Consider the following 21047-nt stretch of genomic DNA (forward strand, 5'->3'; position numbering starts at 1 on the left):
AACGCCACCCCAGGCGGACGGATCCCGCGCGTTTACGGGCGGCAGGCCAGCGAGTAAGTGATCCGCCGCGGGATGTCGCAGCTCGGCGTGCCCTACTCCTGGGGTGGGGGCAATGCTGCCGGGGCCAGTAAGGGAATCGACTCGGGGGCCGGGATCACCGGCTTCGACTGCTCGGGGCTGGTGTTGTACTCGTTCGCCGGGGTGGGCATCAAGCTGCCGCACTACTCGGGTTCGCAATACAACCTGGGCCGCAAGATCCCGTCGTCACAGATGCGCCGCGGCGACGTCATCTTCTACGGCCCGGGCGGCAGCCAGCACGTGACGATCTACCTCGGCGACGGCCAGATGCTCGAGGCCCCTGACATCGGCTTGAAGGTTCGCGTCGCGCCCGTGCGCACCAGCGGCATGACCCCCTACGTGGTCCGCTACATCGAGTATTAACGAGGAGCTATGCGGCACAAGCATTTTCGCCTGATCAACCTAGCCTGGATCACCGCTGTGGTGACCGGGCTGATGTTGCCTGTCGCCGCACCGGCCACGGCCGACCCCGGCCAGTGGGACCCCACTTTGCCGGCCACCATCAGCGCCGGCGCCCCGGGAGATCCGCTGGCCGTCGCCAACCAGTCGCTGCAAGCCACCGCGCAGGCCACCCAGACCACGCTGGATCTGGGCAAGCAATTCCTCGGCGGGCTGGGGATCAATCTGGGCGGCACGACTCCCGCCGCCGACCACGGCAACACCAGCCCCAGCCGAATTCCGCGGGCCAGCGGCCGACAGGCTATCGAGTACGTGATCAAGCGCGCCGGGTCACAGATGGGCGTGCCGTACTCCTGGGGCGGTGGGACGCTGCAGGGTCCCAGCAAGGGCGTCGGCGACGGCGCCAACATCAACGGCTTCGACTGCTCGGGTCTGATGCGGTATGCGTTCGCCGGGGTCGGCGTGCTGATCCCGCGGTTCTCCGGTGACCAGTACAACTTCGGCCGCCACATTCCTCAGAACGAGGCCAGGCGCGGCGACCTCATCTTTTACGGCCCGGGCGGCAGCCAGCACGTCACCATGTACCTGGGCAATGGCCAGATGCTGGAGGCATCCGGAAGCGCCGGCAAAGTCACGGTCAGCCCGGTTCGTAGACCCGGCATGACGCCTTTCCTGACTAGGATCATCGAGTACTGACCCAGGTGTGCTGTTAACTTGGCGGTCCCGGGCTGGAACCGCGACGTCGACGGATTCCGAAGGGCCTGGAATAGTTGGACGCGGGCACGTCGCTGCCCCACGACATCGGTCGTGCCAGCAGTCGTGTCCGATTGAGCTTTGTCGGTTGAGCCGAGAAGGGTATGTGATGACATCAGCAGGCGGGCCGCCCCCGGGCGCCAGTGGTTACTCGGGCCCGGGCGGGCATTCCGGCCCGCCGGCCCATCAGGCGCCGTCAGGTGGTGGCGCCGACGGATTGGCCGCCGAGGTGCACACCCTCGAACGCGCCATCTTCGAGGTCAAGCGGATCATCGTCGGCCAGGACCAGCTGGTGGAGCGGATGCTGGTCGGTCTGCTGTCCAAGGGACACGTGCTGCTCGAGGGTGTTCCCGGCGTGGCCAAGACGCTGGCCGTGGAGACCTTCGCGCGGGTGGTCGGCGGGACGTTCGCGCGTATCCAGTTCACGCCCGACCTGGTGCCCACCGACATCATCGGTACCCGCATCTACCGGCAGGGCAAGGAGGAGTTCGACACCGAGCTCGGACCGGTCGTCGCCAATTTCCTGCTCGCTGACGAAATCAACCGTGCACCGGCGAAGGTGCAGTCGGCTCTGCTGGAGGTCATGCAAGAACGCCAGGTGTCGATCGGTGGTAAGAGATTCCCGTTGCCCAGCCCGTTCCTGGTCATGGCCACACAGAACCCCATCGAGCACGAGGGCGTCTACCCACTGCCCGAGGCGCAGCGGGACCGCTTCCTGTTCAAGATCAATGTCGGCTACCCCTCGCCGGAGGAAGAGCGCGAGATCATCTACCGGATGGGAGTGAAGCCCCCGGAGCCCAAGCAGATCCTGGAGACCGGCGACCTGCTGCGGCTGCAGGAGGTCGCGTCGAACAACTTCGTTCACCACGCGCTGGTCGACTACGTCGTGCGAGTCGTCACCGCCACCCGCTACCCCGAGCAACTCGGGATGAACGACGTCAAGAGCTGGATCTCGTTCGGCGCATCGCCGCGTGCTTCGCTGGGCATCATCGCCGCCTCGCGCTCGCTGGCGCTGGTGCGTGGGCGCGACTACGTGATCCCGCAGGACATCGTCGAGGTGATCCCCGACGTGCTGCGGCATCGGTTGGTGCTCACCTACGACGCGTTGGCTGACGAGATCTCGTCGGAGATCGTTATTAACCGGATCTTGCAGACCGTCGGTATGCCACAGGTGAATGCTGTTCCGCAGCAAGGTCATTCGGTGCCTCCGGCAATGCAGGTCGCGGGTGCGGCCAGCGGTCGGTGACTGATAGCAACTCCGCCGCGGAGCAACACGTGGCTACCCGCCCGCCGTCGATGCAGCGCGGGCAGATCGACGACCCCAAGCTGTCGGCGGCGCTGCGCACACTCGAGCTGACGGTCAAACGCAAGCTCGACGGTGTTCTGCACGGCGACCACCTCGGCCTGATTCCCGGCCCGGGTTCAGAGCCGGGGGAGTCGCGCGAGTATCAGCCCGGCGACGACGTGCGCCGGATGGACTGGGCGGTCACCGCGCGCACCACGCATCCGCACGTGCGGCAGATGATCGCCGACCGCGAACTGGAGACCTGGCTGGTGGTGGACATGTCGGCCAGCCTGGATTTCGGCACCGCGGTCTGCGAAAAGCGCGACCTGGCGGTGGCCGCCGCGGCCGCCATCACCTTCCTCAACAGTGGCGGAGGAAACCGGCTTGGGGCGCTGATTGCCAACGGCGAGAAGATAACTCGGGTGCCGGCCCGGTCCGGACGGCTGCACGAGCAGACGATGCTGCGCACCATCGCGACCATGCCTAAGGCGCCGGTCGGGGTGCGCGGGGATCTGTCGGTCGCGATCGACGCGCTGCGTCGTCCGGAACGTCGCCGCGGAATGGCGGTCATCATCAGCGACTTCCTCGGCCCGATCAACTGGATGCGTCCGCTACGAGCCATCGCTGCCCGCCACGAAGTGCTCGGCATCGAGATCCTCGACCCGCGCGACGTCGAGTTGCCTGACGTCGGTGACGTGATCCTGCAGGATGCCGAAACCGGCCGCTCCCGCGAGTTCACCATCGACGAACAGTTGCGCGACGACTTCGCCAAGGCGGCCGCGGCCCATCGGGCCGACGTGGCCCGCACGTTGCGCAGTTGCGGGGCGCCGCTGTTACCCCTGCGCACTGACCGCGATTGGATCGCCGACATCGTCCGTTTCGTCGAATCCCGCCGCCGCGGGGCCCTGGCGGGACGCCAGTGACTTTCGCTTCTCACGAGCCGGGCCGTAACACCAGGACGGGTCTGTCATGACATTGCCCTTACTCGGGCCGATGACGCTATCGGGGTTCTCCCACGCGTGGTTCTTCGTGTTCCTGCTGGTCATCCTCGGGCTGGTGGCGCTCTACATCATCGCCCAGGTGGCCCGGCAGCGCCGGATGCTGCGCTTCGCCAACATGGAGCTGCTGGAAAGCGTTGCGCCCAAGCAGCCCACCCGGTGGCGGCACCTGTCGGCGATCCTGCTGGTCGCGTCGTTGGTGCTGTTCACGATCGCGATGGCCGGCCCGACCCACGACGTCCGGATTCCACGCAACCGTGCGGTCGTCATGTTGGTCATCGACGTCTCGCAGTCGATGCGGGCCACCGACGTTGAGCCCAACCGGATGGTCGCGGCCGAAGCGGCCGCCAAGGAGTTCGCCGGCGAGCTGACGCCCGGTATCAATCTCGGGCTGATCGCGTACGCGGGAACGTCGACCGTTCTCGTCCAGCCGACGACCAACCGCGATGCGACCAAAGCCGCGCTGGACAAGCTGCAGTTCGCCGACCGCACCGCGACCGGTGAGGGGATCTTCACTGCGCTGCAGGCCATCGCCACCGTCGGCGCGGTGATCGGTGGGGGCGACACCCCGCCGCCGGCGCGCATCGTGTTGTTCTCCGACGGTAAAGAGACGATGCCGACCAATCCGGATAACCCCAAGGGCGCGTTCACCGCGGCGCGCACCGCCAAGGATCAAGGCGTGCCGATTTCGACGATCTCATTCGGTACCCCGTACGGCTTCGTGGAGATCAACGGCCAGCGCCAGCCGGTGCCGGTCGACGACACCACGATGAAAAAGGTTGCCGAACTATCCGGCGGTAACCATTACGGCGCCTCGAACTTGCAGGAGCTCAAACAGGTTTACGCCTCACTGCAGGAGCAGATCGGTTACGAGACGATCCGGGGCGACGCGAGTGTCGGATGGCTCCGGTTGGGTTCGCTGGTGCTGGCGCTGGCCGCGCTGGCGGCGTTGCTGATCAACCGGCGGTTGCCGACCTGACTCGGGTTCTTCTGCGGGCGTAACGCCAGGTCGAAGTCCGGCTCGGTTTTCCGCCGTGGCGTTACAGTCGTCGCGCCCGTGCCGCGGCTACGCGGCGGATGACGTCGTCGGGATGGTCCTCGCTGACAACCCGGACCACGAGCCAGCCATACCGCTGATCCAGCATCTCGAGCCGGCGGATGTCCTTCACGTATTGGTAGCGACTGGATCGATGTTGATCACCGTCATACTCGACTGCGACCTTGATGTCCTCCCAGCCCATGTCCAAATACGCGTCCACCCAACCCCATTCGTTGTAAACAGCAATCTGGGTTTGCGGGCGGGGAAACTCAGCATTCAGCAGCAAGAGGCGCAGCCAGGTCTCCTTCGGCGACTGTGCACCGCCGTCGGTCAACTCAAGAGCGGCCTCAGCACCTTTCATCCCGCGGCGACCACGGTAGCGATCGACCAACAGCTCGATGTCGACGGGCTTCAATTCGACCGCTTGCGCGAGCGCATCGACCGCGGCAATAGCATCGTCCAGGGGATATCGCCGGGTGAGGTCCAGCGCGGTCCTGGCCGGTGTGGTGAGACGCATACCGTCCACGAGGCCGATCTCGTCGTCAGCAATGCGCTCCTCCCAGACTTGTACGCCGGCGGCTGGGCGGCGGTTGGTGTCGATGATCGTGGCGGGCCGCGAGGGGTCGATCCAGCGCGCGCCGTGAAGAGCAGCGGCGGAGAAGCCGGCAAGTATCCCGCGGCGGCGAGATCGCAGCCAACAGGCTTTGGCACGTAGTGCTGGGGTCAGCTCCGCGTCCCTGGATACATAGACATCCTGATGCAGGGCGATGTAGCGACTTCGCAGCTCATAGCGGGATAGCCGGCCCGCGGCAAGGGCCTCACTACCGAAGAAGGGGTCGGTCATGGACGGAAGTGTGACGCGCCGCCCCGACAACGACGCCCAGCGTAACGCCAGGAAGTAATCCGATTGGAATATCCGCCCTGGCGTTACGCTCGTCAGCGCCGATTCGGGGCAGATTTCAGCCGCGCAGCACCGAGGCGATAAGTTGGCCCGGTGACTGACGCAGCCACCGATCTCCCCGCCGACGGGGGCAAGCCCGCATTCGTATCCCGTTCTGTCCTGGTTACCGGCGGAAACCGGGGGATCGGGTTGGCGATCGCACAGCGGCTGGCCGCCGACGGCCACAAGGTGGCGGTCACGCACCGCGGATCCGGGGCACCCGACGGGCTGTTCGGCGTCGAGTGTGACGTCACCGACAACGACGCCGTGGATCGTGCCTTCAAGGCAGTCGAGGAGCACCAGGGTCCGGTCGAGGTGGTGGTGTCCAACGCGGGCGTCTCGGCGGACGCGTTTCTCATCCGGATGACTGAAGAGCGGTTCGAAAAGGTCATCGACGCCAACCTGACCGGCGCGTTCCGGGTGGTCCAGCGCGCATCGCGCAGCATGCAGCGAAAGCGGTTCGGCCGGTTGATCTTCATCGGTTCGGTGTCGGGCAGCTGGGGCATCGGCAACCAGGCCAACTACGCGGCCTCCAAGGCCGGTGTGATCGGCATGGCCCGCTCGATCGCCCGCGAGCTGACCAAGGCGAATGTGACGGCCAACGTGGTCGCCCCGGGCTACATCGACACCGACATGACCCGCGCGCTGGACGAGCGCATTCAGGAAGGGGCGCTGGAGTTCATTCCCGCGAAGCGGGTCGGTACCGCCGCGGAGGTCGCCGGTGTGGTCAGCTTCCTGGCGTCCGAGGACGCGAGTTACATCTCCGGTGCCGTGATTCCGGTCGATGGCGGCATGGGTATGGGCCACTGACGATTACACAATTGAAGGACGGAAATGGCAGGACTGCTCGAAGGTAAACGGATCCTGGTCAGCGGGATCATCACCGATGCGTCGATCGCGTTCCACATCGCCAAGGTGGCCCAGGAACAGGGCGCGCAGCTGGTGTTGACCGGATTCGACCGGCTGCGGCTGATTCAGCGCATCGCTGACCGGCTGCCGGAGAAGGCTCCGCTAATCGAACTCAACGTGCAGGACGACGAGCACCTCGACACCCTGGCCGAGCGCGTGACGGCCGAGATCGGCGAGGGCAACAAGCTCGACGGTGTCGTGCATTCGATCGGCTTCATGCCGCAGACCGGGATGGGCATCAACCCGTTCTTCGACGCGCCCTATGAGGATGTCTCCAAAGGCATTCACATCTCGGCGTACTCGTACGCCTCGCTGGCCAAGGCACTGCTGCCGATCATGAACCCGGGCGGTTCGATCGTCGGGATGGACTTCGACCCGACCCGGGCGATGCCGGCGTACAACTGGATGACGGTGGCCAAGAGCGCGCTGGAGTCGGTCAACCGGTTCGTGGCGCGCGAAGCCGGCAAGCACGGTGTGCGCTCCAATCTCGTTGCCGCTGGCCCGATCCGGACCCTGGCGATGAGCGCCATCGTCGGTGGCGCACTCGGCGACGAGGCCGGTGCCCAGATGCAGCTGCTCGAAGAGGGCTGGGACCAGCGCGCGCCGATCGGGTGGAACATGAAAGACCCGACGCCGGTGGCCAAGACGGTGTGTGCACTGCTGTCCGAGTGGTTGCCGGCCACCACCGGATCGATCATCTACGCCGACGGCGGCGCCAGTACCCAGTTGCTGTAGCAAGCAATGGATTTCGACGCCGTCCTGTTGCTGTCCTTCGGCGGGCCTGAAGGCCCGGAGCAGGTACGGCCGTTCTTGGAGAACGTCACCCGTGGCCGGAATGTGCCGCCGGAACGTCTCGACGACGTGGCGCAGCACTACCTGCACTTCGACGGGGTGTCGCCGATCAATGGGATCAACCGGGATCTGGCCGCCCAGCTGCAAGCTGTGCTGGACATCCCGGTTTATTTCGGCAACCGCAACTGGGAGCCTTACGTCGAGGACGTCGTCGTCACCATGCGCGACAACGGGATTCGGCGTGCAGCGGTGTTCACCACCTCGGCGTGGAGCGGATACTCCGGCTGCACCCAGTATTCCGAGGACCTCGACCGGGCCAGGCGGGCGGCCGGTCCGGGTGCGCCCGAACTGATCAAACTGCGGCGATACTTCGACCATCCACTGTTCGTCGAGATATTCGCCGACAATGTCGTCGCCGCGGCACGCACAGTGCCGAAGGATGCCCGGCTGGTGTTCACCGCGCACTCGGTACCGGTGGCCACCGACGACAGGCTCGGCCCCAAACTGTATAGCCGCCAAGTGCGTTATGCCGCAGGGCTTGTCGCGGCGGCTGCCGGCTACGCCGACCACGACCTGGCCTGGCAGTCGCGCTCGGGCGCGCCGCAGGTGCCGTGGCTGGAGCCGGACGTCGCCGACCACATTGTCGCGCTCACCGAGGCGGGCATCAGGTCTGTCATCGTCTGCCCGATCGGTTTCGTCGCCGACCACATCGAGGTGGTGTGGGATCTCGACACCGAGTTACGCGAACAAGCTGACGCGGCCGGCATAGCACTGGCGCGGGCCGGCACGCCCAACGCCGACCCGCGATTCGCCCGGCTCGCGGTGGACCTGATCGACGAACTACGTTGCGGCCGCGCGCCCGCACGGGTGATCGGACCGGACCCGGTGCCCGGCTGCGCGGCGGGCATCAACGGCGAGCCGTGCCGTCCACCGCACTGTGTCGCTGAGTTCTGATCGGGTCAACGATGCCAGGCGGCGTGCAGAATCGTGTTGAGCGCAGCCGTTCTCGCCGACCGCACAACCGCTGCCAGTGGCCGCAGGGCGTCCGTGGCGATCTGGGTTTCGGACAACGACTGAGTGCCGATTCGGGTAAGCCCGGCGCTGACCGTGATGATCGCGTCGACGTGCGCCGCGTTCTCCAGCACTCGTAAGGCGCGCGACGGGGCAGGCTCTGGAACCTGGTGGTGCCGTGTGGATTCCAGCAACCGCTCCACCAGACCGCGCGGATCGTCGACGTCGACGCCGGCAGAGCCCAGCCCGATTGTGGTGAGGGCAGTGGCGGCGGAGCGCACCGCCGATCGGAGTGTGTATTCGGCCTCGCCCAAGTCGATGTGGTCGATCACCGGAGCACTGGGAAGCGAGTACACCGTCCACGACAGCGCATACAACTCGGGGATCACGAGTTCGTCGTCGGATTCGTCGTAGCGGTATTCGGGCACCAGCCCGACGGCCACGCTGGGATCGTCGGGATGCGTGACGACCACCGCTTCGCCGGCCGCCAGCGCGTCACGCTCGAACTGCGTGCCCGGGGCCAGCCCGCGGACATCGCCGGGAACCGGCAGCGCCACCCTGATCGACGGTGCGCCCGTTACGGCCCGTCCGGCTGCCGTGCGCAACGTCTGCAGCAGAGATACCGCGCCCGCGTCGGGAATGTCCGGCCACGGCAGCCCAGTATGTCCCGCCGCGACGGCATCGTAGGCGGTCACAGAATGTATTGGCGCCCAACAGGATAACGCGTCGAGGACGTCGTCAGGCGCGGCCTTGCCGGCAAGCCAGGCGTTGGCCCAGACCGAGAGCGTTGCGCTGGGGCACCACATGGTTTCGCAGTCTAGTTGTTCGCCGTGGCAACGGCCGATCACGCGATATCCTGACGGCATGTCTGCGGCTGTGATCTGGCTGATCGTCGCGTTAGGGCTAGCTGGCGCGGAGGCGCTGACCGGTGACATGTTCCTGCTCATGCTGGGTGGTGGCGCGCTGGCCGCGGCCGGGTCCAGCTGGCTGCTCGATCTGCCGATCTGGACCGATGGTGCGGTTTTCCTGGTGGTTTCCGTGCTGCTGGTGGTGCTGGTCCGACCCGCGGTGCGGCGGCGTCTGACCCCCGCGAAGAGCCTGACGACGGGCATCGAGGCGCTGGAGGGTAAAAGCGCGCTGGTGCTGGATCGCGTGGCCCGCGACGAGGGCCAGGTCAAAGTCGACGGTCAGGTGTGGACCGCGAGGCCATTGAATGAGGGTGACGTGTTCGAACCCGGCGAACGCGTGACCGTCATGCATATCGATGGGGCCACTGCGGTGGTCTGGATCCCTTAATCCTCTGAGAGCTTTAGGAGAATTCCATGCAAGGTGCAACTGCCGGGCTGCTTTTGTTCGCTGTATTGGTGGTGTTCGCAATCATCGTGGTGGCCAAGTCGGTGACGCTGATCCCGCAGGCCGAAGCGGCGGTGATCGAACGGCTGGGTCGCTACAGCCGCACGATCAGCGGGCAGCTGACCCTGCTGATCCCGTTCATCGACCGCGTCCGTGCACGGGTTGACCTGCGCGAACGGGTGGTGTCGTTCCCGCCGCAGCCGGTGATCACCGAGGACAACCTGACCCTCAACATCGACACCGTGGTCTACTTCCAGGTCACCGTTCCGCAAGCGGCCGTCTACGAGATCAGCAACTACATCGTCGGTGTTGAGCAGCTGACCACGACTACCTTGCGCAACGTGGTGGGCGGCATGACCTTGGAGCAGACGCTGACCTCGCGCGACAAGATCAACGCCCAGCTGCGCGGCGTCCTTGACGAGGCGACCGGCCGCTGGGGCCTGCGGGTGGCCCGGGTGGAGCTGCGCAGCATCGACCCGCCACCGTCGATTCAGGCCTCGATGGAGAAGCAGATGAAGGCCGACCGGGAGAAGCGCGCCGTGATCTTGACCGCCGAGGGAATGCGGCAGGCATCGATCACGCAGGCCGAGGGCGAGAAGCAGTCGCAGATTTTGGCCGCCGAAGGCGCCAAGCAGGCCGCCATCCTTGCCGCCGAGGCCGATCGGCAATCCCGGATGCTGCGGGCGCAGGGTGAGCGGGCCGCGGCCTACCTGCAGGCACAGGGGCAGGCCAAGGCGATCGAGAAGACCTTCGCGGCCATCAAGGCCGGCCGGCCGACTCCCGAGATGCTGGCCTACCAGTACTTGCAGACCCTGCCGAAAATCGCAGAGGGCGACGCCAACAAGGTGTGGGTGGTGCCCAGCGACTTCGGAACGGCGTTGCAGGGCTTCACCAAGTTGCTCGGGGCTCCGGGCGATGACGGGGTGTTCCGTTTCGTGCCGTCGCCCGTCGACACCACGCCGCCCAAGCCCGAGGACGACTCGGACGTGGCCGACTGGTTCTCCACCGAGACCGACCCGGCCCTCCTGCAGGCGGTGGCCAAGGCTGAGGCAGACGCCCGCAACCCGGTTGACGGCTCGTTGCCGCCGCAGCACGAGCTGAGGCAGTGATGTGGGCGATCTGACCTCGCCGAAAACGTATGCGGCCCTTGCAGCTTTCCAGGCCGTGGATGCGGTTGCATGCGCGATCCCGGTGCCCCCGATCGCGAGAGCCCTTGACACTTTGGAAGTGCCGCAAAACATTCGGTGGCTCCTGCCGGCATCCAAGGCGGCCTCGGTGATCGGTCTGCTCGCCGCCGGCCGGATCCCGGCCTTGGCTCGCCTCACCACGGCGATGCTCACACTGTATTTCCTGCTCGCGGTCGGCGCGCATGTCCGCGTTCGCGACCGGATCGTGAATGCGCTTCCGGCGGCGTCGTTCTTGGCCACCTACGCCGTGCTGACGTGGAAAGGACCACAACCGAATTAGTGCGGGGTTAATCACCATCGCGTTCGATTCGGCAGGTAATGGGTACCTGACCGCCTGATGAACGCTGCGCGCCGGCTAACCGGCCAGAGTCGGCGGCGGCGCCGTCGCTGGACCCGTGACCAGATCCAGGTCACCGACCCCGAAGTGATGCGCCGCTCCATCAAAGGCGCCTCGATCGGCAACTTCATGGAGTGGTACGACTTCGGGGTCTACGGCTACATCGCCACCACGATTGCGCAGGTGTTTTACCCCGGCGACAGCGTCAGCGCGGTCCACCTCATCGCCACCTTCAGCACCTTGGCGGCGGCTTTCGTGGTGCGTCCAGTTGGCGGGTTGATCTTCGGTCCACTCGGCGACCGCATCGGGCGCAAGCGGGTGTTGGTGATCACGATCGTGCTGATGACGATCGGTACGACCGGGACGGGTTTACTGCCGGGTTACAGCACGATTGGCGTCTGGGCGCCGATTCTGCTGGTCATTGCGCGTGTGTTCCAGGGTCTGTCGACCGGCGGCGAGTACGTCGGCGCCATGACATACATCGTCGAGCAGGCACCGGACCGCAAACGCGGGATGGTGGTCGGGTTTCTGCCGCTGGGCAACCTGGCCGGGTTCGTGGCAGCAGGATTGATCGTCACCGCGTTGCAGACATGGCTACCCAGCCACGACATGCTGACCTGGGGATGGCGGGTGCCGTTGCTGCTGAGCGCGCCGCTCGGGCTGGTCGCGGTGTTCATGCGGATGCGACTCGAGGAATCGGCTGCTTACCAGGGTGAGAGTCAGGAAGCGGCGCCCGACGACGATCCGCGGCAATACCGGCGCGCCATCGCCGAGCAGTGGAAGCCCATGCTGATCTGCGCGGCTCTGGTGTACACATCGAACGCGGCGGACTACATGCTCACCGGCTATTTGCCGACCTATCTAAGAGTCTTGATCCACGTCGGCCCTACCACCGGGCTCGCGATGATCACGGCGACGTTGACCATCCTGGCCATTCTGCTGGTGTTCGTCGCGGCGCTGTCCGACCGCATCGGCGTGAAACCGATCATGGCGACCGGCTGCGGGCTGCTGATCTTCGCATCGATCCCGGCGTTCCTGCTCATCCGCCATGGCACCGGCATCCTGCTGATCTTCATCGGGATATTGCTGATCGGCTTGATGGAACTCTGCTTCGACAGCACCTCGCCCGCCACGATGCCGGCACTGTTTCCGACCAACGTCCGCAACGGCGCGCTGGCGATCTCCTACAACGTCGCGATATCGGCCTTCGGCGGAACCACGCCCCTGATCGCTCAAGCATTGGTGTCCGGCACCGGCGACCTCATGGTGCCGGCGTACATGCTGATCGTCGCGGGGTTGGTGGGCGCGGTGACCCTGGTGTTCACACCGGAAGTAGCCGGTCGCCGGTTGCCCGGGTCACCGCCGAGTGTCGAGACCGAGCGGGAGGCCCGAGACTTGGTGCAGGGCTGCGACTAGCGGCTGAGCGCCCGCGGGATCAGTGCGGGGTGCCCGGAGGACAGGGTGGCGGGTATACCGGTACCCCACCACCGCCTCGTGCGCTGCCGGGTCCGACGCGGCCGTACGGCCAACACTTCATCGCCTTGAGTGGGGGGGCGGGTGCTGCCGCTGGTCCGTCGCACGTCGGGCATGGCGGGGGCGGATCCAACGGCGCTGCGCTGCCGACCCCCACGCCGAACGTCAGCGTTGCGCCGGAGATTGCCGCCGCCGCGATCAGATGCCTTACGTCCATTCGTGTTGCCTCTCAGACAGAAAACCGCCACCTCGACAGTGAGCAGTCACTGGCTGGCCGCCGAGAATTGTTCAGTTCTTCAGTGTATCCATGTATTCGCACTCGTGCCTGGCCTTGAGCCGCAGCACAGGGGATCACCCGCGCAGCGCCGCCTCGGGCGCGTCGTCGACGTCTGTCACCGCGGCCCGGTGATGCCGACGGTACTGCCGGATCTCGTACGCCAACAACGCAAGCCCGACCAAACCTGTGCACAGCGACACCAGAAACAGCAGCGGGCTGACGTCGCCGGTGAGCGCGTCACCCAGAATCACCACGGCCGCAGTACCGGGAAACAAACCCGCAACGGTCGCCAGCGCATAGGGCAGCACCCGCGCCCCGGACGCTCCGACGGCGTAGTTCAGCGGCGCGAACGGCACCACGGGGATCAGCCGCAGCGAGATGACCGCCAGCCAGCCCCGGTCGCGCAGCCGGGTGTCGACCCTGTCGACCGCCTGATGGCGAACCAACCGGCTGAGCTGCCAGCCGGCGGCCCGGACCAGCACGAGCGCGATCAACGCGCTGGCAGTGCTGGCGGTGACCGCCAACATGATGCCGAGTAGCGGACCGAACAGCAGTCCGGCGGCCAGGGTGAACGCGGTACGGGGAAACGGCAGCACGGTCACCACGATGTGAGCGGCCAGAAACGCCAGCGGGAACCACGGGCCCATCGACGTCGACCAGTCCCGCAGTTCCACCGCCGAGGGCAGCCGAACAAGCAGCGCGACCGCGACCATGATGGCTATCACCGCGGCGGTCAGCACCAGCCGGCGCCGCGACACCTGACGCGCGGTCGCGACCAAAGCGGAACCCAGCGGACGCAGCGCGCCGGCGATTCTGGTGCTGGCGGGCCCCGTCACGGGGTGCAGCCTACGGTCCAAGGGTGAACAATCTCCTCAGCGGATGATCAACGACAGCAGCTTCTTGCCCAATGGCACTGCCGCCGAGCTGTTTTCGCTGTTGACCGTGATGTGTCGACCAGACCGCAGCCGCAGCTCATGCTGCAGTTTGTCGTGCAAAGTGCTGGCGGCAGCCGGGCACCCGCGACACGCGCCCGATAACCGGACGTTCACGTTGTCGCCCTCGATCGACACCAATTCGATCGAGCCGCCGTGTGATTCGGCGAGCGCGCCGACTGGTCCGGCGAGCAATTCGGCGGTGATCGCGGCCAGCCCGGTGGTGTCGTCGGGTGCGACATCCGTCCGCCAACCGGCCGGATCCAGCAGCGCGTCGCACAGGGCGTCGCGAACGTCGTCGCCCACCTCGCGCCAGTTCTTGCCCGCGCGCAGCGTGATCAGCACATCGCCGGTGCGGACCTCGATCTCGTCGATCACCCCGCCGTCGAGCATGCCGCCGAGGCGCCCGGGAGCCTGACGCACCATGCCTCTGGCCGGCAGCCGGTCTTCGGCGGCCACCCAGCGCAGCTGTTGCGGGTTCGCGGTGGCGGTGGCGTGGATCGGAATCATGCGCCCACACCGATCGCAATCGACCGCGCCGCGAACGCCATCACCCAGGCGAGGACAAACATGTAGCTGAACGCGAAGGCCGGCCAACGCCACGAGTTGGTTTCGCGGCGCATCACGGCGATCGTCGACATGCACTGCAACGCGAACATGAAATAGACCATCAGCGCGATGACCGTGGGCGCGGTGAAAATCCGATGGCCGCGCTCGTCGGTCATGCCGGTCAGCGCCGCATGCGGATCTTCGGGATCCGCCGCCGCCGACACCTGGCCCAGGGTCGACACGAAAACCTCGCGCGCCGAGAGTGATCCGACCAGAGCGATATCGGTCCGCCAATCGAAGCCCAGCGGAGCGAACACCGGCTCGACAGCACGGCCCACGTCGGCGGCATAGCTGTGATTCATCACGTATGCGGTGGCGTCGGTCGCGGACATCCCGCGGGTCTGCGCCTCGCGGACGGGCAGACTAAGCAGCGCCCACAACACCAGGGAGGTGGCCAGAATGATGGTTCCCGCTTTACGCAGAAACACCCTGGCCGCACTCCACATCGCGGCCAGCATCGCCTGCGCGGACGGCAGTCGGTAGGGCGGAAGCTCCATGGTGAACGGCAGCAGATCGCCGCGCAGGATCGTGGACTTGACCAGCAGCGCAGCGATTAGCGCGGACATCCCGCCGCCCAGGTAGAGCAGGAACATCGTGACGCCCTGCGCGCTGAGCCCCAACCATCGCGTTTGCGGCGTCACCAGCAGACCGACCAGCAGGGTGTACACCGGCAGCCGGGCTGAGCACGTCATCAATGGCGCGGTGACGATCGTCGCGATCCGGTCCTTCGACGACGGCAACGTCCGGGTCGCCATGATGCCCGGAATGGCGCAGGCGAACGACGAGAGCATCGCGACGAAGGCCCGGCCCTCCAACCCGGTCTTGGCCATCACCCGGTCCATCAAGAACGCCGCCCGCGACATGTAGCCGACGTTCTCCAGAAACGCGAGCAGTAAGAACAGCAAAACAATCTGCGGGAGGAACTGCAGCACGGTGCCGACCCCGCCGATAACCCCCTGGCCGAGCAGACCCCGGACGATCGGATTACCGATGTGCTCTCCAACCTGGCCGCCCAGCCAGGTCAGCGCCCGGGCAATGCCGTCCCGCAGTGGCGCGGCGGCGGTGAACAGGACCTGAAAGAACCAGAACATCACCGCGAAAAAGATGACGGTGCCCCACAGCGGGTGCAGCAGCACCCGGTCGATCCGGCGGGTGCGCTGATCCGGTTGCGGCGCAACATAATCGGCCGCATCGAGAACTGACTGGCCCCACGCGTCGATGGCGTCCTGGCCAGGCGGAGGAAGCACCGGAGGACGTTGCCACTGCTCGAAGGACGCCAGCCGGGCCCGCAGATCGTCGATGCCCGATCCGCGGTTCGCGACGACCGCGACCACCGGGATGCCCAGCGCCGTCGACAACGCCTCGACGTCGATTCGGCCGCCGCGCGAGCTCAATTCGTCGCCCATGGTCAGCGCCAGCAGGCACGGTAGATCGAGCCTGAGCACCTGGCCGATCAGCAGGATCGACCGGCGCAGCGTGGTCACGTCGGCGACCAACACCACCGCGTCCGGCCGGCCGATGTCCGGATACTTTCCGGCCAGCAGGTCGGTCACCACCTGCTCGTCCGGGCTGATCGGGTCGAGGCTGTAGGTGCCGGGCAGGTCTTCCACGGCGATCGCGACGCGGTCCACGGTGGTGGCACCGACACTGCGTCCGACGGTTACTCCCGGGTAATTACCGGTCTTGGCGCGCAACCCGGTCAGATGATTGAAGACGCTGGTCTTGCCGGCGTTCGGACTGCCGACCAACGCCACTCGCCGGATGCCCGCGAGGGCAACCGGGGAGTCGGTGACGTCATGGCACGCGGTCATGGGTCCACTTCGGGAACGACTTCGATGAGCTGCGCCTCGCGGCGGCGCAGACACAGCTCAGTGTCCTGCACGCGATAGATGGTCGGGTCACCAAGCGGCGCCCGACGGATCACGTCGACACGGGCCTTTGCGCGAAAGCCTAACTGCCCCAACCGATTCGCCACCATCGGGTCGGCCTGGGCGACCGTGCCCACCACTGTCGCCCGGGTTCCGGGTGTCAGCTGAGCAAGCGCGATCACCGAGCCGGTTTGATCGCCTGCGCCCTGCGGTCGAGTACGCATGATGCCCTAACGTTAGCCGGTCTACCTTAGTAAGGTACTCCTCACTTGGGCGGGGTCGATGTGGCTCGTCAGCCCCGGTCGCCGCGGGTTGTGCGGTCACGCCACAGAGCATCATTTAGCCTGGTGGTCGGGTGACAGACCAGTGTCGGGTTGTCACGTACTGGGACAAGGAGCCGCCGGTGTCAGTCGATGTGTCCGCTGAACCTGCCGATCTCGAGCAGGGCCGCGCCAGATGGCGCACTGCGGTGGCCGGGGTCCTGGCCAAGAGCACACGGCGCGACGCCGACGAACTCGGGCCGGAGCCCGAGCAGCTGCTGGAAACCCCGACCTACGAGGCTGTCGCGATCCGGGCGCTGTACACCGCGCTCGACGAGCTACCCGAGCCGCCGCTGCCGGGCGAGTGGCCCTACCTGCGTGGCGCCGACGCGTTGCGCGACGTCAAGTCCGGTTGGAGGGTCGCCGAGGCTATTCCGGCCAATCGGGTGGCCGGGGTGGCGGCCGAGGACGTCAACTCCGCGGTGCTCGCCGGGCTCAGGGAGGGCGTCAGTGCGCTGCTGGTCCGGGTGGGGGAGTCCGGTGTACTGCCCGCACAGCTGGAGAAGGTGTTCGAAGGCGTTTATCTGAGCATGGCGCCGGTGATTCTCGATGCCGGCGCCGATTACCAGGCCGCCGGCGACGCCTTGCTCGAATTGGTGACTCGCGTCGAGCCCGATCAGCGCGCACTCTTGTCGATCGACCTGGGAGCCGATCCACTCACGGCGGCGCTCAGCGAGCGTCCCACAGCCGAACTCCGGGAAGTGGTCAGAATGGCCACGCGGCTGGGCGACGATCAGGGTGTGCGGGCGATCACCGTCGACGGGCCCGCGTTCCACAATCTCGGCGCCAACGCGACGTGGGAGCTCGCCGGCAGCGTTGCCGCCGCGGTGGCATACCTGCGGGTGCTCACCGAGTCCGGCCTGCCGGTGGCCAAGGCCTTGTCGCAGATCAGTTTCCGGCTGGCCGCCGACGACGATCAATTCCTGACGACCGCCAAGATCAGGGCGCTGCGACGGCTGTGGGCACGCGTCGCGGACGTTGTCGGGGAGCCTGACCACGGTGCGGCCGTCGTCCACGCCGAAACGTCGCTGCCGATGATGACGCAGCGCGACCCCTGGGTGAACATGCTGCGCACCACGTTGGCCGCCTTCGGCGCCGGTGTCGGCGGCGCGGACACCGTGCTGGTGTTCCCCTTCGACGTCGCGATCGAAGGCGGATTTCCCGGTATGGCCGCCAGTTTCGCGCGGCGGATGGCTCGCAACATCCAGCTGCTGCTGCTCGAGGAGTCCCACGTCGGCCGGATCCTGGACCCGGCGGGTGGGTCGTGGTTCGTCGAGGACCTCACCGACCAACTGGCCAACCAAGCCTGGCAGACGTTTCAAACCATCGAGCGGCAGGGCGGCTTCGTCGACGCGCATGACCACATCGCGGGCCAGATCGCTGAGATTGCCGCCCGGCGTACCGACGACATCGCCCACCGCAAGACGGCGATCACCGGCGTCAACGAATACCCAAACCTCACTGAACCGGCGCTGCCGCAGAGTGATTCGTCGTATTCGCCCCTTGCTGCAGGCAAACTCATTCGATACGCCGCGCAGTTCGAGGCGCTGCGCGACCGTTCCGATGCCTACCTGTCCCGTACCGGGTCGCGTCCGCAGGCCCTGCTGTTGCCACTGGGTCCGTTGGCCGAACACAACATCCGCACGACATTCGCGTCAAACCTGCTTGCCTGCGGCGGCATCGAGGCGGTCAACCCGGGGATCGTTGATGGCGACAGTGTCGCCAAGGCGGTCACCGATGCCGGGTCACCTGCTGTGGCGGTGCTCTGCGGCACCGACGCTCGGTACGGCGCCGAGGCGTCCGCGGTCGTCGAGGCAGCCCACAGTGCGGGGGTGTCCCATGTCTGTCTGGCCGGGCCGCAGAAAGCGGTGGCCGACGCAGATCACCAACCCGATGAACTTCTGACCGCGGAAATCAATGCGGTGGAGGCTCTTTCACAACTGCTCGACCGGTTGGGGGCTTAGCGACGATGACTACCACCACGCCCGTAGTAGGCAGTTTCGCCGATGTACCGCTGCACAGCGACCGCAGCGTCGCGCAGCCGACCGAAGATGCAGTGGAACAGCACATTGCGGCGGCCGCGGCCGCGCACTGGTACACACCCGACCAACTGGTGTGGCACACACCCGAAGACATCGACGTCAAACCGGTGTACATCGCCGCCGACCGCGCCGCCGTCGAGTCCGGCGGATATCCGCTGAACACCTTCCCGGGCGAGCCACCCTTTGTCCGCGGCCCCTATCCGACGATGTATGTCAACCAGCCCTGGACGATCCGGCAGTACGCCGGGTTCTCCACGGCCGCGGAGTCCAACGCGTTCTATCGGCGCAACCTTGCCGCCGGACAAAAAGGTCTGTCGGTGGCCTTCGACCTCGCCACCCACCGTGGGTATGACTCGGATCATCCGCGCGTGCAGGGTGACGTCGGAATGGCCGGGGTAGCAATCGATTCCATCCTTGACATGCGCCAGCTGTTCGACGGAATCGACCTGTCGACGGTGTCGGTGTCGATGACGATGAACGGCGCCGTGCTGCCGATCCTGGCGCTGTACGTGGTGGCCGCGGAGGAGCAGGGGGTGCCGCCGGAGAAGCTGGCCGGCACCATCCAGAACGACATCCTCAAAGAATTCATGGTGCGCAACACCTACATCTATCCACCGAAGCCGTCGATGCGGATCATCTCCGACATCTTCGCCTACACCAGCGCCAAGATGCCGAAATTCAACTCCATCTCCATCTCCGGCTATCACATTCAAGAAGCCGGTGCCACAGCCGATTTGGAGCTCGCCTACACGCTCGCCGACGGTGTCGACTACATCAAGGCGGGCCTGGACGCCGACCTCGACATCGACAAGTTCGCTCCCCGACTGTCCTTCTTCTGGGGCATCGGCATGAACTTCTTCATGGAGGTGGCCAAGTTGCGGGCCGGGCGGCTGCTGTGGAGCGAGCTGGTCGCGCAGTTCAACCCCAAGAGCGCGAAATCGCTTTCGCTGCGCACACATTCGCAGACTTCCGGCTGGTCGCTGACCGCTCAGGATGCGTTCAACAACGTCGCGCGCACCTGCATCGAGGCGATGGCCGCGACCCAGGGTCACACCCAGTCGCTGCACACCAACGCCCTGGACGAAGCGCTGGCGCTGCCCACCGACTTCTCGGCCCGCATCGCGCGCAACACCCAGCTTGTCCTGCAACAAGAATCCGGCACCACCCGGCCGATCGACCCCTGGGCCGGCTCGTACTACGTGGAATGGTTGACCTACCAACTCGCGCAGCGGGCGCGCGCGCACATCGCCGAGGTCGCCGAGGCGGGCGGCATGGCCCAGGCCATCAACGACGGTATTCCGAAGCTGCGCATCGAAGAAGCGGCCGCGCGGACGCAGGCCCGCATCGACGCCGGCACCCAGCCCGTGATCGGGATCAACAAGTACCAGGTGGAAGAAGATCAAGAGGTCGAGGTCCTCAAGGTCGAGAACAGCCGGGTGCGTGCCGAACAACTGGCCAAACTCGAAGACCTGCGGGCACATCGGGACCAGTCGGCAGTTGAAGCCGCACTTGCCGAGTTGTCGCGTGCCGCCGCAGCCCATGGTCGGGCCGGCGAGGATGGACTCGGCAACAATCTCTTGGCGCTCGCCGTCGACGCGGCCCGCCACAAGGCCACAGTCGGCGAAATCTCCGACGCACTCGAAAAGGTCTATGGGCGTCACCAAGCCGAGATCCGTACCATCGCCGGGGTCTACCGCGACGAAGCTGGAAAGGCCGAGAACATGGCATCCGCCACCGAACTCGTCGAGAAGTTCGCCGAGGCCGACGGTCGGCGGCCACGGATCCTGGTGGCCAAAATGGGGCAGGACGGCCATGACCGTGGACAGAAGGTGATCGCAACGGCGTTCGCCGACATCGGATTCGACGTCGACGTCGGTGCACTGTTCTCCACGCCGGACGAGGTCGCCCGTCAGGCCGCGGACAACGACGTCCACGTGGTCGGGGTGTCCTCCCTGGCGGCCGGTCACCTCACGTTGGTGCCCGCGCTCCGCGACGCGCTGGCCGAAGTGGGTCGCTCCGACATCATGGTGGTGGTCGGCGGTGTCATCCCACCGGCTGACTTCGACGCGCTGTACGCGGCGGGCGCGACGGCGATCTTCCCGCCCGGCACGGTGATCGCGGATGCCGCGATCGACCTGCTGCACAAGCTGGCCGAACGACACGGGTACACCCTCTAGCCAGATGGCAACTGAAAACGGCGACAGCATAGACAAACTCGCCGCGGCGGTGCGCGACGGTGATCGCTCAGCACTACCGCGGGCGATTACGCTCGTGGAGTCGACCCGCGCCGATCACCGCGACCGCGCACAGCAGTTGCTGCTGCAGCTGATGCCCGCTGCGGGCAATGCCTTACATGTCGGAATCACCGGGGTGCCAGGAGCCGGCAAGTCGACCACCATCGAGGCGCTCGGGATGCACTTGATCGGTCGTGGCCATCGGGTCGCG

Annotated in this window: 19 protein-coding genes and 2 pseudogenes; 15 read left to right on the forward strand and 6 right to left on the reverse strand. The window is 66.3% G+C overall.

Features of this window, described 5'->3' with window-relative positions; genetic code table 11:
• The 5 genes and pseudogenes from VGH54_RS18360 to VGH54_RS18380 form a co-directional block, all read left to right on the forward strand.
• Positions 1-441, forward strand: a pseudogene (locus VGH54_RS18360) (NlpC/P60 family protein); the annotation flags it as partial.
• A gap of 9 nt (positions 442-450) precedes the next feature.
• Positions 451-1173 (forward strand): NlpC/P60 family peptidoglycan endopeptidase RipB, encoded by a 723-nt coding sequence (ripB, locus tag VGH54_RS18365; protein ID WP_331513509.1) that lies wholly within the window; start codon positions 451-453, stop codon positions 1171-1173.
• A 166-nt stretch (positions 1174-1339) separates the two neighbouring features.
• The gene (locus tag VGH54_RS18370; RefSeq protein ID WP_331513510.1) at positions 1340-2476 is read left to right on the forward strand and encodes a MoxR family ATPase; all 1137 of its coding nucleotides are present in this window, start codon (positions 1340-1342) and stop codon (positions 2474-2476) included.
• Between the two features lie 50 nt (positions 2477-2526).
• Complete coding sequence (locus VGH54_RS18375; protein WP_331513526.1) at positions 2527-3438, forward strand: DUF58 domain-containing protein; 912 nt, start codon at positions 2527-2529, stop codon at positions 3436-3438.
• A gap of 46 nt (positions 3439-3484) precedes the next feature.
• Entirely contained in the window at positions 3485-4492 is a 1008-nt protein-coding gene (locus VGH54_RS18380) for a VWA domain-containing protein (protein WP_331513511.1), read from the forward strand.
• Between the two features lie 61 nt (positions 4493-4553).
• On the opposite strand, the gene VGH54_RS18385 is transcribed toward VGH54_RS18380, so the two are convergent.
• Positions 4554-5396, reverse strand: coding sequence for a type IV toxin-antitoxin system AbiEi family antitoxin (locus VGH54_RS18385; RefSeq protein ID WP_331513512.1), 843 nt, complete (start codon positions 5394-5396; stop codon positions 4554-4556).
• A gap of 150 nt (positions 5397-5546) precedes the next feature.
• On the opposite strand from VGH54_RS18385, the gene fabG1 reads away from it, so the two are divergent.
• The 3 genes from fabG1 to VGH54_RS18400 are packed head-to-tail and all read left to right on the forward strand — an operon-like array spanning position 5547 to position 8147.
• Positions 5547-6302, forward strand: coding sequence for a 3-oxoacyl-ACP reductase FabG1 (fabG1, locus tag VGH54_RS18390; RefSeq protein ID WP_331513513.1), 756 nt, complete (start codon positions 5547-5549; stop codon positions 6300-6302).
• Between the two features lie 24 nt (positions 6303-6326).
• Complete coding sequence (inhA, locus tag VGH54_RS18395; protein WP_331513514.1) at positions 6327-7136, forward strand: NADH-dependent enoyl-ACP reductase InhA; 810 nt, start codon at positions 6327-6329, stop codon at positions 7134-7136.
• A 6-nt stretch (positions 7137-7142) separates the two neighbouring features.
• Entirely contained in the window at positions 7143-8147 is a 1005-nt protein-coding gene (locus tag VGH54_RS18400; protein WP_331513515.1) for a ferrochelatase, read from the forward strand.
• A 5-nt stretch (positions 8148-8152) separates the two neighbouring features.
• Here the strand turns inward: VGH54_RS18400 and VGH54_RS18405 are convergent, their stop codons facing one another.
• Complete coding sequence (locus tag VGH54_RS18405; RefSeq protein WP_331513516.1) at positions 8153-9010, reverse strand: hypothetical protein; 858 nt, start codon at positions 9008-9010, stop codon at positions 8153-8155.
• Between the two features lie 58 nt (positions 9011-9068).
• On the opposite strand from VGH54_RS18405, the gene VGH54_RS18410 reads away from it, so the two are divergent.
• The 4 genes from VGH54_RS18410 to VGH54_RS18425 all read left to right on the forward strand — a co-directional run bounded on the left by VGH54_RS18410 (position 9069) and on the right by VGH54_RS18425 (position 12497).
• Entirely contained in the window at positions 9069-9500 is a 432-nt protein-coding gene (locus tag VGH54_RS18410) for an NfeD family protein (RefSeq protein WP_331513517.1), read from the forward strand.
• Positions 9501-9526: 26 nt separating this feature from the next.
• Positions 9527-10666: an SPFH domain-containing protein gene (locus VGH54_RS18415; protein ID WP_331513518.1), complete on the forward strand. Its 1140-nt coding sequence runs from the start codon at positions 9527-9529 to the stop codon at positions 10664-10666.
• 1 nt (position 10667) lies between these two features.
• Positions 10668-11024 (forward strand): DoxX family protein, encoded by a 357-nt coding sequence (locus VGH54_RS18420; RefSeq protein WP_331513519.1) that lies wholly within the window; start codon positions 10668-10670, stop codon positions 11022-11024.
• 147 nt (positions 11025-11171) lie between these two features.
• Entirely contained in the window at positions 11172-12497 is a 1326-nt protein-coding gene (locus VGH54_RS18425) for an MFS transporter (RefSeq protein WP_331513527.1), read from the forward strand.
• Positions 12498-12905: 408 nt separating this feature from the next.
• On the opposite strand, the gene VGH54_RS18430 is transcribed toward VGH54_RS18425, so the two are convergent.
• Genes VGH54_RS18430 through VGH54_RS18445 form a run of 4 tightly spaced genes read right to left on the reverse strand, consistent with a single transcriptional unit; the run spans position 12906 to position 16464 of the window.
• The gene (locus VGH54_RS18430) at positions 12906-13667 is read right to left on the reverse strand and encodes a TVP38/TMEM64 family protein (RefSeq protein ID WP_331513520.1); all 762 of its coding nucleotides are present in this window, start codon (positions 13665-13667) and stop codon (positions 12906-12908) included.
• Positions 13668-13703: 36 nt separating this feature from the next.
• Complete coding sequence (locus VGH54_RS18435; RefSeq protein WP_331513521.1) at positions 13704-14273, reverse strand: NifU family protein; 570 nt, start codon at positions 14271-14273, stop codon at positions 13704-13706.
• Positions 14270-16183 (reverse strand): ferrous iron transporter B, encoded by a 1914-nt coding sequence (feoB, locus tag VGH54_RS18440; protein ID WP_331513522.1) that lies wholly within the window; start codon positions 16181-16183, stop codon positions 14270-14272. Before feoB ends, VGH54_RS18435 begins: the two co-directional genes overlap by 4 nt.
• Positions 16180-16464 (reverse strand): FeoA family protein, encoded by a 285-nt coding sequence (locus VGH54_RS18445; RefSeq protein WP_331513523.1) that lies wholly within the window; start codon positions 16462-16464, stop codon positions 16180-16182. Before VGH54_RS18445 ends, feoB begins: the two co-directional genes overlap by 4 nt.
• Before the next feature lie 179 nt (positions 16465-16643).
• Between VGH54_RS18445 and mutA the strand changes: the two genes are divergently transcribed.
• From mutA to VGH54_RS18460, 3 genes and pseudogenes are all read left to right on the forward strand, one after another.
• The gene (mutA, locus tag VGH54_RS18450; RefSeq protein ID WP_331513524.1) at positions 16644-18524 is read left to right on the forward strand and encodes a methylmalonyl-CoA mutase small subunit; all 1881 of its coding nucleotides are present in this window, start codon (positions 16644-16646) and stop codon (positions 18522-18524) included.
• 5 nt (positions 18525-18529) lie between these two features.
• Positions 18530-20779: a methylmalonyl-CoA mutase gene (gene scpA, locus VGH54_RS18455; protein ID WP_331513525.1), complete on the forward strand. Its 2250-nt coding sequence runs from the start codon at positions 18530-18532 to the stop codon at positions 20777-20779.
• Positions 20780-20783: 4 nt separating this feature from the next.
• Positions 20784-21047: pseudogene (locus VGH54_RS18460) on the forward strand (methylmalonyl Co-A mutase-associated GTPase MeaB); the annotation flags it as partial.

This window comes from Mycobacterium sp. (assembly GCF_036488105.1).
Lineage (GTDB): Bacteria > Actinomycetota > Actinomycetes > Mycobacteriales > Mycobacteriaceae > Mycobacterium.